General features: G+C 73.4%; 18 protein-coding genes. 1 reads left to right on the top strand and 17 read right to left on the bottom strand.

Features of this window, described 5'->3' with window-relative positions:
• Positions 1 to 120 precede the first annotated feature (120 nt).
• A complete protein-coding gene (locus ACFC1T_RS24535; RefSeq protein ID WP_375891794.1) occupies positions 121 to 822 on the top strand; it encodes a peptidoglycan DD-metalloendopeptidase family protein in 702 nt (233 codons plus the stop codon).
• A gap of 101 nt (positions 823 to 923) precedes the next feature.
• Here the strand turns inward: ACFC1T_RS24535 and ACFC1T_RS24530 are convergent, their stop codons facing one another.
• The 17 genes from ACFC1T_RS24530 to ACFC1T_RS24450 all read right to left on the bottom strand — a co-directional run bounded on the left by ACFC1T_RS24530 (position 924) and on the right by ACFC1T_RS24450 (position 15,590).
• Positions 924 to 1,508 (bottom strand): TetR/AcrR family transcriptional regulator, encoded by a 585-nt coding sequence (locus tag ACFC1T_RS24530; protein ID WP_375891830.1) that lies wholly within the window; start codon positions 1,506 to 1,508, stop codon positions 924 to 926.
• Between the two features lie 112 nt (positions 1,509 to 1,620).
• Positions 1,621 to 2,538: an RNA polymerase sigma factor WhiG gene (gene whiG / locus ACFC1T_RS24525; protein ID WP_375891828.1), complete on the bottom strand. Its 918-nt coding sequence runs from the start codon at positions 2,536 to 2,538 to the stop codon at positions 1,621 to 1,623.
• A gap of 523 nt (positions 2,539 to 3,061) precedes the next feature.
• Complete coding sequence (dprA, locus tag ACFC1T_RS24520; protein ID WP_375891792.1) at positions 3,062 to 4,246, bottom strand: DNA-processing protein DprA; 1,185 nt, start codon at positions 4,244 to 4,246, stop codon at positions 3,062 to 3,064.
• Entirely contained in the window at positions 4,243 to 5,958 is a 1,716-nt protein-coding gene (locus ACFC1T_RS24515) for a YifB family Mg chelatase-like AAA ATPase (RefSeq protein WP_375891790.1), read from the bottom strand. Before ACFC1T_RS24515 ends, dprA begins: the two co-directional genes overlap by 4 nt.
• Before the next feature lies 1 nt (position 5,959).
• A complete protein-coding gene (locus ACFC1T_RS24510; RefSeq protein ID WP_375891788.1) occupies positions 5,960 to 6,487 on the bottom strand; it encodes a YraN family protein in 528 nt (175 codons plus the stop codon).
• Positions 6,488 to 6,655: 168 nt separating this feature from the next.
• Positions 6,656 to 6,982, bottom strand: a complete 327-nt coding sequence (locus tag ACFC1T_RS24505) for a DUF2469 domain-containing protein (RefSeq protein WP_030056781.1) — start codon at positions 6,980 to 6,982, stop codon at positions 6,656 to 6,658.
• 55 nt (positions 6,983 to 7,037) lie between these two features.
• Entirely contained in the window at positions 7,038 to 7,511 is a 474-nt protein-coding gene (locus ACFC1T_RS24500; protein ID WP_375891786.1) for an NUDIX hydrolase, read from the bottom strand.
• A 112-nt stretch (positions 7,512 to 7,623) separates the two neighbouring features.
• Positions 7,624 to 8,379, bottom strand: a complete 756-nt coding sequence (gene lepB / locus ACFC1T_RS24495) for a signal peptidase I (protein ID WP_375891784.1) — start codon at positions 8,377 to 8,379, stop codon at positions 7,624 to 7,626.
• Between the two features lie 145 nt (positions 8,380 to 8,524).
• Positions 8,525 to 9,529, bottom strand: coding sequence for a signal peptidase I (lepB, locus tag ACFC1T_RS24490; protein WP_375891783.1), 1,005 nt, complete (start codon positions 9,527 to 9,529; stop codon positions 8,525 to 8,527).
• Positions 9,530 to 9,771: 242 nt separating this feature from the next.
• A complete protein-coding gene (lepB, locus tag ACFC1T_RS24485) occupies positions 9,772 to 10,578 on the bottom strand; it encodes a signal peptidase I (protein ID WP_375891781.1) in 807 nt (268 codons plus the stop codon).
• Between the two features lie 130 nt (positions 10,579 to 10,708).
• Entirely contained in the window at positions 10,709 to 11,641 is a 933-nt protein-coding gene (gene lepB, locus ACFC1T_RS24480; protein WP_375891779.1) for a signal peptidase I, read from the bottom strand.
• Between the two features lie 77 nt (positions 11,642 to 11,718).
• On the bottom strand, positions 11,719 to 12,069 hold the full coding sequence (gene rplS, locus ACFC1T_RS24475) for a 50S ribosomal protein L19 (protein ID WP_030243502.1): 351 nt from the start codon (positions 12,067 to 12,069) through the stop codon (positions 11,719 to 11,721).
• Positions 12,070 to 12,226: 157 nt separating this feature from the next.
• Positions 12,227 to 13,042, bottom strand: coding sequence for a tRNA (guanosine(37)-N1)-methyltransferase TrmD (gene trmD, locus ACFC1T_RS24470; protein WP_375891777.1), 816 nt, complete (start codon positions 13,040 to 13,042; stop codon positions 12,227 to 12,229).
• Between the two features lie 167 nt (positions 13,043 to 13,209).
• Entirely contained in the window at positions 13,210 to 13,770 is a 561-nt protein-coding gene (gene rimM, locus ACFC1T_RS24465) for a ribosome maturation factor RimM (protein ID WP_375891775.1), read from the bottom strand.
• 189 nt (positions 13,771 to 13,959) lie between these two features.
• Complete coding sequence (locus ACFC1T_RS24460; protein WP_030056773.1) at positions 13,960 to 14,199, bottom strand: RNA-binding protein; 240 nt, start codon at positions 14,197 to 14,199, stop codon at positions 13,960 to 13,962.
• Positions 14,200 to 14,201: 2 nt separating this feature from the next.
• Positions 14,202 to 14,630 carry a 30S ribosomal protein S16 gene (rpsP, locus tag ACFC1T_RS24455; protein ID WP_375891773.1) on the bottom strand — a complete coding sequence of 143 codons (429 nt, stop codon included), beginning with the start codon at positions 14,628 to 14,630 and terminating at the stop codon, positions 14,202 to 14,204.
• A gap of 381 nt (positions 14,631 to 15,011) precedes the next feature.
• Positions 15,012 to 15,590, bottom strand: a complete 579-nt coding sequence (locus ACFC1T_RS24450; protein WP_375891771.1) for a hypothetical protein — start codon at positions 15,588 to 15,590, stop codon at positions 15,012 to 15,014.
• Between the last annotated feature and the right edge of the window lie 381 nt (positions 15,591 to 15,971).

The raw sequence follows: 15,971 nt of genomic DNA, 5'->3' as shown, positions 1-15,971 counted from the left end.
CCACCGGACGGCGGCACCCGTACACCCGTCGGGGGGACGGCGACCGGCGGTGGGGGCGGTTTGTCCACAGGAATCCGGAAGGGGGTGGTCTGGGCAGCGGGGCCCGGCCAGCCTCGGGGCATGACTGGGCGCAGCGGGGTTCGAGGGGCGGTCGCGGAGGCGATCGGGTGGATGGCCGGCTGGATGGCCGGGTGGGCGCGTGGCCGACCGGTGGGGGTGGGCGGGGTGGCCGGTGCGGTGGTCACACGGGTGGTGCGGGGGATCGCACTGGGGGTGGTGCTCGCCCTGATGGCGGGTGCGGGGGTCGCGCGGGCCGCTGCGGCGGGTGAGGGCGGCGCGGGTGCAGGTGGCACGGGTTCAGGCGGCACGGGCGGGGGCTCCACCGGCCGGGGGCCGGCGCGGGCCTGGCCGGTGGGCGGGCCCGGCGGGGTGCTGGGGCGCTTCGAGCCGCCGGCCAAGCCGTGGGCGGCCGGGCACCGGGGCGTGGACCTCGCCGCCGCGCCCGGGGCGGAGGTGCGGTCGGCGGCCGCCGGGGTGGTCGCGTTCTCCGGGCTGGTGGCGGGACGGCCGGTGGTGACCGTCGTCCATCCGGGCTCCGGGACTCCCCCGCTGCGGACCACCTACCTCCCCGTCACCGGCACCGTCCCGGTCGGCACCGGGGTGGCCGCCGGGCAGGTCGTCGGACGGCTCGCCCCCGACGGACGGCACTGCGGCGCACGGGACTGCCTGCACTGGGGGCTGCTGCGCGGGGGCCGCTACCTCGATCCACTGGCCCTGCTGGGCACGGGACGGGCCCGTCTGCTGCCGCTGGGCGGAACGTGAACGCGCGGAACGGCGGCGCGGCAGGGCGGAACGGACGGGGCAGGGGCGCGCGGCGGGGCAGGGGCTCGCGGCGGGACGGAACGAGGAACGGGCGGGGCGGGTCAGGTCCGGTCGAGGCCGTGCAACGCCAGGGCCACCGCCGCGTCCGCGACCGCCTCCGGGGACTCCACCGGGCAGCCCGTACGGTCCCCGCCGGCGAACTGCTCGGTCCGGCGGACGGCCGCCTCCACGATCCCCTGCAGCAGTGCCGCGGCGAGTCGGGGCTGGTCGTGGCCGAGTTCCTCCAGCGCCCGGACGACCAGGCCGACGAGCCCGCCGTGCGCCGCCCGGATGCGCTCGCGCGCGGCCTCGTCCAGCTCCAGCGCCGAGATGGCCGTGACCGCCCGGTGCCTGGGGTCCCCGGCCAGCGCCAGCTGGCCCCGGACGTACGCCTCGATCCGCTCGGCGGCGGTCTCGCAGCTCGCCATCCCGGCCTCGATCTCGGCCGCCCAGAGCGGGAAGTCCACCTCGCACAGTGCCTCGACCACGGCGGCACGGGAGCGGAAGTACTCGTAGACGGAGGAACGCGCCAGCCCGGTACGGGCGGCGAGCAAGGGGAAGGTCAGGGCCTCCATGCCGCCCTCGGTGAGCAGGGCGCGGGCAGCGTCCAGGAGGGCTGCCCGCTGCAGCTGGCGATGCTCGGCCACCGTGGCCGCTCGGATCTTCGGCACGGACCCACTGTACGGAGCCGCGCGCGCGGCCGGAACGGCGCCGCGCATTCGAAGGAGGAGCCGGCCCGGCGGGCGGCTCCGGCGCCCGCTACCGGACGTCCGAGAGCTTGGCCCGCAACTGGAGGACGGACTTGGTGTGGATCTGGCTCACCCGGCTCTCCGTCACCCCCAGCACCTGGCCGATCTCGGCGAGGGTGAGGCCCTCGTAGTAGTAGAGCGTGACCACGGTCTTCTCCCGCTCGGGGAGGGTGTTGACCGCCTGGGCCAGCAGCCTGCGCAGCTCGCGGTCCTCGGCCACCTCGACCGGGTCGTCGGCGCCGTGGTCCTCCAGGGTGTCCACCAGGCTGAGCCGGTCGCCGCCCTCCCCCACCGGGTGCAGCAGTTCGTCCAGGGCCACCACGTTGGCGAGCGACAGCTGGCTGAAGATCGCGTGCAGGTCCTCGATCGCGATGCCCATCTCGGCCGCGACCTCGGGCTCGTGCGGCGTCCGGCGCAGCCGGGCCTCCAGCGTCGCGTACGTCCGCTCGACGGCCTTCGCCTTCTGCCGCACCGAGCGGGGGATCCAGTCCAGGGCACGCAGCTCGTCGATGATCGCGCCGCGGATGCGGCTGATCGCGTAGGTCTCGAACTTGATGGCGCGGTCGATGTCGAACTTCTCGATCGCGTCGATCAGCCCGAAGACCCCGGAGGAGACGAAGTCGGCCTGTTCGACGTTGGAGGGCAGGCCGACCCCGACCCGCCCCGCCACGTACTTGACGAGTGGTGAGTAGTGGAGGATCAGCTGCTCGCGCAGCCGCTGGTCGCCGGTCTCCTTGTAGGAGCGCCAGAGCTCTTCGAGCGCGCTGCGCCCCTGGGCACCGGGCTCCCGGGCGTCCCGGGCGCTCCGGGGCTCCTGGGCGCTCCGGGTGTCCCTGGCCTGCGCCCCCCGCCCCGCCCCGGGCTGGTCCCGGCGGGGCCGGGGCCCGGGTGGGGAGGTGGCGTCCGGCGCCGGGGCGCTCGAAGGCAACCGGGGGGCGCGGGGTACGGCCGCACCCCCCGGCGCGTCCGCCTCGCCGAGCGCCCCGGTGCCGTGGACCGTCTCGACACCGCACGCGGCGTCGGCACGCTGGGCCGGGTCGGCGTCCCTGGTCGTGTCCGCGGGCTGGCCCGGCACCACCGTCGGCCGGCCGCCCTGACGCGACAGGCCCCCCTTCGTCCCCGCCGCCTTGGACGGGAACTCGGTCGCGGGTCGCCGCTCGGTCCGCGGCCCTCCCGCGGACCGAGCGCCACCGGTCACTCTGTGTCCGGGAATGTGTGTGGGCATACGTAGGTCTGCGCCGTTCTGCCGAGTCATGTGCTGATAGGGAAGGCATGTGGAGCGTAGCGTGACCGACTCACTGCAAAGCGCTACCGCCACTCGGTCGTCCCCCGATCCGGTGGCGTTCACCCATCGGATCCGGGCAGACGAGCGGAAGACCCGGATCAGCAGGTCAGCCGGGCCGTCCCGACCCGCCTCCCGCGGGCGCACCCGTGTTCGTACCCCCGGGCGCTCACCTCCTCCGCACCACGCGCCAGTGCGCGCCGTGCCGCTCCACGAAGCCGAGCGAGGCCAACTCGTAGAGCCGTTGCAGGACTTCGTCCGGCGGGAGGCCGGACTGCCGGGCCAGTCGCTCGACCGGAGCGCCTTCGGCCGTGGCCGGTACGGCCTCCAGCACCCGGGCCACCGGTGGTTCCAGCAAGTCCCGCGGCAGCACCGGTCCGCCGCGCTGCGGGGCCAGGTCGTCCCCGATCGCCCCGACCAGTTCGGTGATCTCGGCCGCGTCGGTGACCAGCGTGGCGCCGCCGCTGCGGATCAGCGCGTGCACCCCGGCGGAGAGCTCGGAGGTGACGGGCCCCGCGACGCCCATGGTGTGGCGGTTGAGGTCCCGCGCCCGTCTGGCCGTACTCAGGGCGCCGCTGCGCACGGCCGCCTCGACCACCACCGTGCCCCGGGTCAGCGCCGCGATGACCCGGTTGCGGAGCACGAAGCGGAACCGGTTCGGGTGCTCGCCGGGCGGGAGTTCGCTGACCAGCAGGCCCTGTTCGCCGATCCGCCGGATCAGTTCGGCGTTCCCCTTCGGGTAGGCCACGTCGACCCCGCAGGCGAGCACCGCGACCGTCATCCCGCCGACGGCCAGTGCCCCGCGGTGGGCCGCCGCGTCGATCCCGTACGCGGCCCCGGACACCACCACCCAACCGCGCTCGGCCAGTTGGGCCGCGAGCTCGCCGGCGACGTGCGCGCCGTAGGCCGTGCAGGCCCGGGAGCCCACCACCGCCACCGAGCGCAGGGCGAGCAGCCGCAGTGAACCGGTACCGGTCGTCCACAGCCCGATCGGGCGTCCGTCGCCCAGGTCGTCCAGTTGACTGGGCCATTCCGTGTCCCCCGGAATGATGAAGCGTCCACCGACGTCCCGCACCCGTTTCAGGTCGGCCACCGGGTCGAGCCCGGGGAGTCGGGCCTGGTAGGCGGCCAGCCGGGCCTGGTCCAGCCCGGGGTGGTCGGGGACGGCGCCCTCCCGGATCGCCCGCACCACGTCCACGGCGGGGAGTCCGTCGAGCCAGCGGCCGACCACGGCGTCGCCCGGTTCGCTGAGCCGGTTGAGCAGCACCCGGGCGAGGCGCTCCGCCTCGGGCGCGGCCGCCGGACCGGCTTCGTCCGCGTGGGCTGCCCGGGAGTGCCGCAACAGCTGGTTCATGCCGCCTCCTCGTCCTTCGCCGGGAGCCCCTCGGGCTCCGACCGTGGTCCGGGCCGGTCGTCGGGGCCGCTCCGGCGCTGGGCCGGGATGCCGCCGAGGCGGCCGTGACCGCGCTCGGGCAGCGGCAGCCCCTGCTCGACACCGGTGCGCAGGACCAGGGCGGTGCGCACGTCCCGCTGGTCCGGCCGGTCGCGGCCGGCCAGGTCCGCGACCGTCCAGGCGACCCGGAGCACCCGGTCCAGGCCGCGGGCCGTCAGCAGCCCGCGCTCCAGCTGGCGGGCGACGTCGTTGAGCGCTCCGGCCGAGAGCTGCCAACGGGTGCGCAGTTCGTGGCCCGGCACCTCCGCGTTGGTCCGCCACGGGGTGTGCGCCAGCCGCGCGGCGGCCCGCTCCCGCGCCTCCAGCACCCGGGCGGCGACGGTCGCGGTGGTCTCCGCCGTGGTGTCCCGCTCCATCAACTCGATCCTGGTCACCGGGGCGACCTGGACCTGGAGGTCGACCCGGTCCAGCAGCGGCCCGGAGAGCCTCCCCTGGTACCTGCTGACCATCACCGGAGTGCACTCGCAGCCCTCGCCCCGCCGTGAGTACCGGCCGCACGGACAGGGGTTGGCGGCCAGGCAGAGCAGGAACCGCGCCGGGAGCCGCAGCGAACCGGCCGAACGGGCGATCACCACCTCGCCCGACTCCAGCGGCTGGCGCAGCGCGTCGAGCACCCGCACGGGGAACTCGGGCGCCTCGTCCAGGAAGAGCACGCCCCGGTGGGCGAGGGAGACCGCGCCCGGCCTCGGCAGGCCGCTGCCGCCGCCGACGATCGCGGGCATCGTGGTGGAGTGGTGCGGGGCGCAGTAGGGCGCGGTGTCGATCAGCGGGCGCCCGACCGGGAGCAGGCCCGCCACCGAGTGGACGGCCGTGACCTCGAGCGACTCCTTCTGGGTCAGCGGCGGGAGCAGCGCGGGCAGCCGCTCCGCCAGCATCGTCTTGCCCGCGCCCGGCGGCCCCTTGAGGTAGAGGTGGTGGCCTCCGGCGGCGGCGATCTCCAGGGCGCGCCGGGCCTCGTACTGACCGGCCACGTCCGCCATGTCCAGGCGCAGGGTCCGCTCGTCGGGCAGGCCCCGGACGCCCGCGCTGGGCAGCATCAGCCCGGCCATCAGCGGGTCCGGCCGGCCGCCGAGCAGGTCCGGCGGCTCCTCCGGCGCCTCCGCCCCGGTCAGGACGGCGACCAGCTGGCGCAGGCTGCGCACCCCGATCACCGTCACGCCCGGCACGAGCGAGGCCTCGGGCGCCGTCTGCTCGGCGACCACGACCCGTTCGTACCCGGCGTCGGCCGCGGCCAGCACCGAGGGCAGCACCCCGCGGACCGGCCGCACCCGGCCGTCCAGCCCCAGCTCGCCGATCAACAGCAGGTCGGCGATGGCGGACGGGTCCAGCCGTTCGGCGGCGGCCAGCACGGCGCAGGCCACCGCGAGGTCGAAGCCGCTGCCGCTCTTGGGCACCGAGGCGGGGCTGAGCCCGACGGTCAGCTTGCGCTGCGGCCAGGCCTCCCCGCTGTTGCAGACCGCGGCGCGGACCCGGTCGCGGGCCTCGGTGAGTGCCTTGTCGGGCAGGCCGACCAGGGTGAACGCGGCCACCCCGGGCTCCAGATCGGCCTGGACCTCGACGATCACTCCGTCGACCCCGACCAGCGCGACGGAACAGGTACGGGCGAAGGCCATCTCAGACCACCCCCCGCAGGTGGTCGACCAGGGCCGCACCCCGCGCCCGGTTGACCACGGCCACCAGGTCGATCCGCACCCCGCCCGGTGGGGCGGGCGGCCACTGCGGATCGGACGGCCCGGGGTCGTACCCGGGCCCGGCCAGCCGGGCGAAGTGCTCGGGCCAGCGTTCGGCCAGCCAGCGCTCGGCGAGCCGCCGCAGCCGGGCGGCCTTGGCCCGGTCGATGGCCTCGCTGGGTTGTTGGAAGCCCCGCTCGGAGCGGGTCTTCACCTCGCAGACCGCGACGGTGTCGCCGTCGAGGGCGACGATGTCCAGCTCACCCTCGACGCAGCGCCAGTTGCGGTCGAGGATGCGGAGCCCGGCGTCCGTGAGGTGCCGGGCGGCGACCCGCTCGCCGTAGCGGCCGAGCCCGTTCCTGGTGCTGCGGTCCTCCCCGGCCTCCCCGGCCCCGCCGTCCGCCCCGGTCGCGGCCGCGTTCGGTACGGCCAGGTCCTGCACGGTCTGGTCCTGCTCGATGGTGTTCTGCACGGTGACCACCTCCGCCGAGGAGGCTGCACCACCGTGCACACCGATGCCGGGAAATTCCGTTCCCCTGTGGATAACCCGGGCCTGTGGACAACTCTTGTCACCCGCAGGAGTGAGAAGCCCCCGTCACGCGAAAATCGGCTGGACAACGCGGGACGGAGTCGTCCAACGTCAGTTCCCGAAGCCGGACTCGTCCGAGGGCAGCTCCAGATCGCTCTTCGCGAGTTCCTCGATGTTCACGTCCTTGAAGGTCAGCACCCGGACCTTGCGGACGAACCGGGCCGGCCGGTACATGTCCCAGACCCACGCATCCGCCATCGACACCTCGAAGAACACCTCGCCCTGGACCGAGTGAACCTGCAGCTCGTAGTCGTTGGTGAGGTAGAACCGTCGCTCGGTCTCGATCACGTACTTGAACAGGCCGACGACGTCCCGGTACTCCCGGTAGAGCTTGAGCTCCATCTCGGTCTCGTACTTCTCGAGATCTTCGGCACTCATCCAGGCGTCCCCTCAACTTGTCACGTCCACCCATTGTGGACCACCGCACCCACGCTCAGAGCCGTACCGGATCGACCGGTGGGCCCTCTGCGAGCAGTCGCTCCAGGAAGTCCGCCAGTCCGGCCGGATGGACCGTCTCGGCGGTCCCCCGCAGTTCCTCGACCGTCCACCAGCGCGCCGCGAGCAGCTGGGCGTGCTCGTCCTCGCCCATGCCCGAGTGGTCCAGGCCCGTCTCCGTGGTCCGGGCCAGGTGGAACCACTGCTCCTGCTCGTAACGCTGTCCCCGAAAGGAGAACGACACCGTGCCGTACGCCACCAAGGGCCCCAGGGCCACACCCCGCAAGCCGGTCTCCTCCGCGAGCTCCCGCTCGGCGGCCGCCCGCACGTCCTCCCCCGGCTCCAAGCCGCCCCCGGGCGTGAACCACCACGTCTCGTCGGGCACCGCGGGATCGACGCCCAGGAACAGGAGGATGCGGTCCAGCCCGTCCAGCAGCAGGATCCGCGCCGCCCGGCGACGCTGTGCAGTCATCGCGGCGCTCCACGCTCCTTCGGTTCGCATCGGTGGTGCTACCGATCCTGCCACCCGGCGCGGCCGTCCGGGGCGATGTTCGGCAGAGCGGCCCGACCCGCGACGGCCGTGCTCAGGAGCTGCGCCCCCGGCCGAGCCGGCGCGCCAGGCCGGCCACCCCGCCCACCGCCGAGGTCAGCACGATCAGCGCCGCGCCCGCGACGCTGGCGTAGGCGGCGGGCTCCAGCGGGCCCGGCTCCGCGGCTCGGGGGCCCGCGAAGCCGTCGAAGGCCGAGGTCCGCTCCAGCAGGGCGGTCCGGCCGAGGGGCAGCAGGGTGGCCTCGACCCTCGCCTCGACGGCGGTGGCCGGGACGGTCCCGCCGTCGACCTCCAGGTGGGTGCGGGAGTCCAGCGAGCCGACCCGGTTGTCACCGAGCAGGAACAGCCGGCCCTGCGGCACCGTCACGCTGAACGCATCGCCCTGACGGCCCTGGGTCGCGAGGTACGGCTCGTCCACGGGCTGCCCGTCGACCGTCAGCCGGTGGTCCGCGGCGGTGGTGGCGACGGTGTCGCCGCCGACCGCGACCACCCGCTTGACCATGAGCTCCCCGCCCCAGGCCTGGTCGCGGAAGACCACCACGTCGCCCCGGCCGACGGCGCCGCCGTCGACCTTGCGGGCGAGCACGGTGTCGCCGATCCGGAGCGTCGGGTGCATCGAGGCGGTGGGGATCTTGTACGGCCGGTAGTCGACCGCGATGAGGGCGAATCCGCCGATCATCAACACCAGCCCGAGCGCGATCGCGACCCCCTGCAGCACTGCGGCGGGCCGGCGGCCGGACCGGGCGGGCGCGGCCGAGTGGTCGGCCGGCTGTTCCACGACACTGCTCATCGACACCGTCCACCTTTGGCCGACCGGAGAACACCACTGGCACGCCGGTGGCTCGGGGGCGAACGCCGACGGGCCGTGGCACGTCCGAGCAGATTACTCGTCGGTACCACGGCCCGCGCAAGGGTCGGGGAGGAGCAGGTGGAGCTCAGGACTCCTTCCGGCGCTCCGTCCGGGCCCGCGCCCGACGCACCAGCGGAAGCAGGGCGACGGCACCCACCGCACCGGCCACGGGAGGCGCGGCCGGCAAGGCCGCCGCCAGGCCCTTCTGGTCGAAGGTGCCCGGCACCGGGAGCGTGGACCAGTGGCCGACCGGCCAGGCCACCACGAAGGCACGCCCGATCACGTTGTCCACCGGCACGGTCCCGCCGCCCGGCTGGTCCATGTGGAAGCGGGAGTCCAGCGAGTCCGCGCGGTGGTCGCCCATCACCCAGATCCGGCCGTTCGGCACCTTGATCGGGCCGAAGGGCTGAGTCCCGCAGGGGGTGTTGCCCGGGTAGATGTACGGCTCGTTGAGCGCGACACCGTTGACCTTGACCGGACCGTCGTCCTTGCACTCGACGGTGTCGCCGCCGACCGCGATGACCCGCTTGATCAGGTCCTTCTCGTTGGCGGAGGGCATCAGCCCGACGAAGCTGAGCACGTCCTGGACACCGCGGACGAAGGAGTTGCTGCTCTGCTGGGTCGGCTCGTCGCCCAACCAGCCGCCCGGGTCGTGGAACACCACGACGTCCCCGCGCTCGGGCTCGGCGCCGAACCACGGGGTCAGCTTGTCCACCAGCACCCGGTCGCCGACCTGCAGCGTGTTCTGCATCGACTCGGACGGAATGGAGAACGCCTGGACGAAGAAGGTCTTGATCACCAACGCCAGGATCAGTGCGATGCCGACCAGGATCGGCAACTCCTTCAGGAAGGAGCGCTGCTTGCGCGGCTTGGCCGGAGCCTCCGACTCCGACTCGTCGGTCGGCCCGCTCTCCGGCCGCCCGGGCTCCGCCGGGCCGTCGGCCCCGCTCCCGTGCTCGTCGGCGGTCTGGGCGGCCGTGTCCTCGACCGCGGCGGACGGCGCCGAGGACTCGGCGGACCGGGTCACCCGACCGCCCGGGCCCTCGGGTTCCCCGGCGCCTGAGCGGGCGCCGATCACCAAATCCCCCACAACGTCTCCTCCCTGCTGTGCGGACGCCTGCGCGCCCGCGCTCAGAGTGCCGCACAGCGGGCACCACGCTCACCACGACCGTGAACGCATCAGGATTGCCCACAGCAGGCTCTCCTGACACCAACCCGACCCCGGCTCACGACCGGGACCGCTCCCGGCCGCACCTGCACTTCTCTATCACTCCAGGGCATCCGGCCCGCGGTTCCACACGCGCCGTCCGGCCGTCCGCCGGCCGGGGCGGCTCACCGCGGAGGCCGCCCCGGCCGGCGAACGACGAACGGAAGGATGCCCAACACACCCATAACGAGCGGTGGTTCCAATGGAACCGGCCCAATGCCCATCGATTGCGGCGCAGTTCCGCCGGGCCGCGAGGTCGCGGCGAGAGAGGAGAGTGAACCGGGCTCGTCGAGTTGATGGAGCCGACCCAGCGGCCACCCGATCATGAAGGCGCGACCGACCACGTCGCTCAGCGGGACGGTGCCCTGCCCGGGGTTGCCCATGTGGAAGCGGGAGTCGGCGGAGACGTCGCGGTGGTCCCCCATCACCCACAGCCGCCCCTTCGGCACCGTCACCTTGAACGGCTGGCGGGACGGCGGGTTGCCCGCCGCGAGGTACGGCTCGTCCACCGCACGGCCGTTGACGCTGAGCCGCCCCTGCGGGTCGCAGCACTCGACGGTGTCCCCGCCGACGCCGATCACGCGCTTGATCAGGTCCTGCTCGTTGTCGGACGGCAGCAGCCCGACGAAGGTCAGCACGTGCTTCGCCGGGGCCAGGACCGGACCGTCGTCGGCCGCCTTGTGGTCGCTCTCCAGCCAGCCGCCCGGGTCCTTGAACACCACCACGTCGCCACGCTGCGGCTCACTGCCGAACCAGGGGGTCAACTTGTCCACCAGCACCCGGTCCCCGACCTGGATGGTCTGCTCCATCGAGCCCGAGGGAATCACGAACACCTGGATCATGAAGGTCTTCATCACCAGTGCCACCAGCAGGGCCACCAGGATGATCAGCGGGAACTCGCGCAGCAGCGAGCGCTTGCGCCGTCGGGCCACGCGGCGGGCACTGCGACGACGATCGGCGCGGCCGCGGACCGGCGCGACCGGTTCCGCCCCGGACTCCGCTGCTTCGCCCCCGCCCCCGTCCCCGCCCGGTTCCGGAGCCGGCCGGTCGGCGACCCGGCCCCTACCCCTGGTCCCCACGGCCACCCGTCCCCGGGACCGCGGTGAAGGCCGCGGGCCGGTCCAGGCCGGTCAGGCGCGAGAACGGGTAGACCACCCAGTCCGCCCGGCCGATCACCTTGTCCTCGGGCACGAAGCCGCCACCGGGCTCCCCGAGGTGGTCCCGGGAGTCCCGGGAGGCACTCCGGTGGTCGCCCAGCACGAACAGCTTGCCGTTCGGTACCAGGACGTCGAAGGCCACGGCGGACGGCTGGTCGCCCGGGGCCAGGTAGGCGCTCTCGTCCACCGGCACGCCGTTGACGGTGAGCGGCGCCCCCGGGCCGGTGCTCCGCACCCGGTCCCCGGCGACGCCGATCACGCGCTTGACGTAGACCGTGTCGCCGGCCGGGACCAGCCCCAGGTCCCGGCCAGCCGAGCGGAGGTCGTCCCAGAACCCCGGCGGCTGGGCCGAATCGCGGAGGAAGGAGCCCGTCCCGTCGAAGACCACCACGTCACCGCGCTGGGGGTGCCCGCCGAAGGCGTAGGCGAGCTGGTTGGCGATCAACCGGTCGCCCGGCCGCAGGGTGTCCTCCATCGAGCCCGAGGGCACCGTGAACGGACGGGCCACGAAGGCGTTCACCAGGAGCAGGGCCGCCAGACAGATCCCGGCCAACAGCAGCAGGTCCCGCGAGCGCGACCGCCCGGGCTCCTCGGCCTCGTCCTCGGCCCCCGGCTCGGGCTCCGCCCGCGCGACCCCCGAGGCCTCGGACCCCTCCGCGGCCCCCGAGGCCCCCGGCCCTTCGAGCTGCTCCGGCCCCTCGAGCCGCTCCGGCTGTTCGAGCCGCTCAGGCCGCGCAGCCCGATCCGGCTCGGAAACGACCGCGGACCGCGACAGCGAGTCCGCACCGGTGGGTGCGGGACTGCCGTCGCGGTCCGCGGGTGGTTCGTGCGTGCTCATCGGGCGCAGAGCTTACCTTGCGGTGGCCCGGTCCCTCGGAGCGTTCCGGTCCCCCGGCGCGGCCGGGGGGCGGTGGATCAGCGGTCGCGCTTCTCCTTGATCTTCGCGGCCTTGCCGCGGAGGTCACGCAGGTAGTACAGCTTGGCGCGGCGAACCGCACCGCGGGTCACGACCTCGATCTTCTCGACGACCGGGGTGTGCACCGGGAAGGTGCGCTCCACGCCGACGTTGAAGCTGACCTTGCGGACGGTGAAGGTCTCACCGACGCCGGCGCCGTGGCGGCGGATGACGACGCCCTGGAAGACCTGGACACGGGAGCGGTTGCCCTCGATGACCCGGACGTGAACCTTCAGGGTGTCACCGGCGCGGAAGGCCGGGATGTCGGTGCGCAGCGAGGCAGCGTCGACAGCAGCGAGCTTGTTGCTCATGTTGCTCTCCATCGCAGGCGCCACGGGCCGCCCACGGAAGTTCGTCACAATGGGGTGAGCTGCGGGCCGCATCGGCTGACGGCGATCCCCCCGTGGCGAGGGCGCCGGTCCACGTGCCCCCTACGGAAGGGTGCCAGCGACAGACAGCAGCGGCCTATTATTCCACATCGACGGCCGTGGACCGAAATCGGCCGAGCTCCTCGTCCCAGGCCAGGCCCAGGACGTCGAGCGCCGCCCGGTCCTTCTTGTCGAAGGCCCCGTACTGCCAGCGCCCGACCAGGTCGGGCCGGTTGGCCAGGGTGCGGGCGAAGGCCTGCTCCCGCCGCCAGCGGGCGATCTTGCCGTGGTTGCCGCTGAGCAGGACGTCCGGGACGGTCCGGCCTCGCCACTCGGCGGGCTTGGTGTAGACCGGGCCCTCCAGCAGGTCGGCCATCGCGCCGGGCGCGAAGGAGTCGTCCCGGTGCGACTCGGCGTTGCCGAGCACGCCGGGCAGCAGCCGGGCGATCGCCTCGACCATCACCAGCACCGCGACCTCGCCACCGGCCAGCACGTAGTCGCCGATCGAGGCCTCGACCACCGGCATCCGGGTGGCCGCCTCCTCGATGACCCGGCGGTCGATGCCCTCGTACCGCGCGGGGGTGAACGCCAGCCAGGGGCGCCCGGCGAGCTCCTGGGCGAGCTCCTGGGTGAACGGCCGCCCGCTGGGCGTGGGAACGACCAGGGTGGGCAGCTCGCCCTCGGGGCCGCCGGCCACCACCGCGTCCAGCGCCTCGCCCCACGGCTCGGGCTTCATCACCATGCCGGGGCCGCCGCCGTACGGGCTGTCGTCCACCGTGCGGTGCACGTCGTGGGTCCATCCGCGCAGGTCGTGGACGTGCACGTCCAGCTGGCCGCGGGCCCGGGCCTTGCCGACCAGCGAGATGTTCAGCGGCTCCAGGTACTCCGGGAAGATCGAGACGACGTCGATCCGCATTCCCGACTGGACGGTCCCCGACTGCACGGTCCCCGGCTGCACCATCCCCGACTGCCCATCGGGGGCAGCCGCCGAAGCACTCTCCGAAGCACTCTCCGAAGCACTCTCCGGGGCGGGCACGGGAGCGGGCTCGGGAGCGGCCGTCGGCGCGAGGTCCTGCTCGGCGCTCACTCCGACTCCTCCGGCTCCTCCGAGGCGCTGCCGACGACCTCGGCCTCGTCGAGGTCGATCAGCCCTGGCGGCGGGGTGATCACGGCCCGCTGGTTCTCCAGGTCGATGGTCGGCACGATCTGGGTGACGAAGGGCACCAGCACCTCCGTGCCGTCGGCCTTCTCCACCGTGAGCAGGTCCTGGTACGGCAGGTGGACGACCGCGGTCAGCTCGCCGACCGGGGTGCCGTCGAGCAGCACCACGTCGAGGCCGACCAGCTGGTGGTCGTAGTACTCCTCCGGATCGTCCGGACGCTCCTCCGGGTCGACCTCGGAGATCAGCACGGTGCCCCGCAGCGCCTCCGCCGCGTTGCGGTCCTTGACGCCGGCGAAGCGCAGCAGCAGCCGGCCGCTGTGCACCCGGCCGGACTCGACGGTCAGGGGCCCGGCCGAGGCCGGGTCGGTGAGCAGGACGGCACCGGGGCCGAGCCGGAGTTCCGGCTCGTCGGTGCGGACCTCGACACTGACGTCCCCCCGGATGCCGTGGGCACGGCCGATCCTGCCGACGACGAGCTGCACGGTGATCGTTCTCCTGGAGTTGCTGGGCGAGAAGGCAGAGACAAGGGCAGAGACAGAAGCGGTCACGAAGACCGGTGACGACAGCCGAGGACAGCGGCCGGAGGCAGAAAGCCGGAGACAGAAAAAGGCCGACCGGGACGACATGCGTCCCGGTCGGCCTCAAGCCCGACGGCTGAACGAGCAGCTGCGTCAGCGAATGTTGTCCACGTCGACCAGGTCGACCCGGACGTTGCGACCGCCGAGGGCGCCGACCACGGTGCGCAGTGCGCGCGCCGTGCGGCCACCCCGGCCGATCACCTTGCCGAGGTCATCGGGGTGCACCCGCACCTCGATGGTGTTCCCCCGACGCAGGTTGCGCGAGCGCACCTGCACCTCGTCGGGGTGCTCGACGATGCCCTTCACCAAATGGTCGAGGGCGTCCTCGATCACGATCAGGCCTCGGCGCCGGCGTCGGCCTCAGCCTCGGCCTTGTCCGACTTCTTGGCCTTCGGGGTGATGGCGACACCGGTGGTGGCGTCCTCGAAGCCGGCGACGGCCTTCGCGAACAGGTGCGAGAAGTCCTCGACCTTGGGCTCGGCGACCAGCAGCGGCGCCGGGGCCGGCAGGCCCTTGAACTTCTGCCAGTCACCGGTCAGCTTGAGGATGGCGAGCACCGGCTCGGTCGGCTGGGCGCCGACGGACAGCCAGTACTGGGCGCGGTCGGTGTCGACCTCGATCTTCGAGGGGTTGTAGGTCGGCTGGTAGATGCCGATCTCCTCGATCGCGCGGCCGTCACGCTTGGTGCGCGAGTCGGCGACGACGATGCGGTAGTGCGGGGCGCGAATCTTGCCGAGACGCTTGAGCTTGATCTTGACTGCCACGGGAGTGGATTCTCCTGGTGTTGACGTGGGTGAGCGGTCTCGCCGTCCGCGTGGGGTTGCGGGGCGGTCCGCTCAAGGGACACGCCAGCCGTAGGAGAGAGGGGTCCTGCTCGGCTGCCGAGTACTCAGCTGTCCATTCTGCCATATCGGCGGCAGGGCTCTTCACCCGGCCTTCGCAGACGGAGCCGGGGAGCACCTGTGCCGCGGCCGGGGCGACCGGGCCGGAACAGGGGGACGGTTCAGGGGGACGGTTCAGGGCTCGACCGGGAGCCCCCGCTCCCGGTCAGCCCACAGACTCACCGATGCCACCGGTGCCACCGGTGTCGATCATCCCGGCCGAGCCGACTGCCCGCACAGTCGCCGACCGGTCCCGACCCCGGATTACGCGATCTTGAACGGCTGCTGGCACGCGCCGCAGACGATGGACGCCTGGGCGAGCACCGACGGCACGACGCGGACGTTGCGCCCGCAGCCGCACACCGCCTTGACCCGGACGCCGCCCCCGGAGGAGCCGTGCCGGGCGGCCGGGCCGCGGAACGCGCGGTTGGCGCCGTCGCCGGCCACCGCCTCCTGGTGCGCGCCGAGGGCGCGGTCCAGTCGCTCGATGGTGTCGGCGTAGCGCTCCTGCGTCTCCTTGAGCATGGTCACCTGGGAGAAGCCGCTGCTGGCGTGCGGCTCGACCGGGTGCGCCAGGCCCAGCTCGGAGGCGAGCATCAGGAAGCGCCGGTTGTGGTAGCGGCCGGCCCGCGAGGTGTCCCGGATGTCCCGGGCCGCGGCCAGACCGTGGGCAGCCTCGTGGAGGAGCCGCTCGAAACCGAGCCGCGTGCCACAGGCCGAGGAGGACTCGCCGATCAGTGCCTCGGGCGAGGCCAGGTCGGGGAGGTCCTGGTGGTAGGCCTGGATGTCGCTCCAGGCGGCGGCCAGTTCGGCCGCGAGGACGAGGGGCTGTGTCGTGCTCACGCTAGACCAACGATGCAGAGTGCGCCGATGTTCCGCATGTTCCCGTTCTCCGGGAATTCCCAGGGAACTCCCAGGAATGCACGACTGCGCGCGAATTGCGCGTTCCGGATCTGAGGCAAGACCAACCCCCTGCGGGTTTCGGCCCGTCGCAACGTCGGCGGGCCTCGTGAATTCCGTCCGGGGAGCGGGCTGTCGCCCCCTGGACGTACGGCCCGTGGACCCGTCGAAGTTGACAGGGCCACGGGCCGTACACCGTACCGCTATTCCGTTAATACCGGCAGTTGACCGGCCAGTAGGGATGTCACCTACTCGGCCCCCTCCGGCAGAGTTACCGGATTCTTACCCGCCCGCATTTCGGGCAAATGTCGCCGCCACCGGTCA

Origin of the sequence: Kitasatospora sp. NPDC056076 (genome assembly GCF_042266305.1) — a bacterium.
In the GTDB taxonomy this organism is placed as follows: domain Bacteria; phylum Actinomycetota; class Actinomycetes; order Streptomycetales; family Streptomycetaceae; genus Kitasatospora.
The sequence above is the reverse complement of the archived record's forward strand: the minus strand, read 5'-3'. Positions and strand labels throughout refer to the sequence as shown.

Coding starts and splice junctions, on each gene's coding strand:
- rplS (WP_030243502.1), bottom strand. CDS start 12,069: ATGAGCAACAAGCTCGCTGCTGTCGACGCTGCCTCGCTGCGCACCGAC.
- ACFC1T_RS24505 (WP_030056781.1), bottom strand. CDS start 6,982: ATGAGTGCCGAAGATCTCGAGAAGTACGAGACCGAGATGGAGCTCAAG.
- ACFC1T_RS24515 (WP_375891790.1), bottom strand. CDS start 5,958: ATGGCCTTCGCCCGTACCTGTTCCGTCGCGCTGGTCGGGGTCGACGGA.
- dprA (WP_375891792.1), bottom strand. CDS start 4,246: ATGAACCAGCTGTTGCGGCACTCCCGGGCAGCCCACGCGGACGAAGCC.
- lepB (WP_375891779.1), bottom strand. CDS start 11,641: ATGAGCACGCACGAACCACCCGCGGACCGCGACGGCAGTCCCGCACCC.
- ACFC1T_RS24500 (WP_375891786.1), bottom strand. CDS start 7,511: ATGACTGCACAGCGTCGCCGGGCGGCGCGGATCCTGCTGCTGGACGGG.
- trmD (WP_375891777.1), bottom strand. CDS start 13,042: ATGCGGATCGACGTCGTCTCGATCTTCCCGGAGTACCTGGAGCCGCTG.
- lepB (WP_375891784.1), bottom strand. CDS start 8,379: ATGAGCAGTGTCGTGGAACAGCCGGCCGACCACTCGGCCGCGCCCGCC.
- ACFC1T_RS24535 (WP_375891794.1), top strand. CDS start 121: ATGACTGGGCGCAGCGGGGTTCGAGGGGCGGTCGCGGAGGCGATCGGG.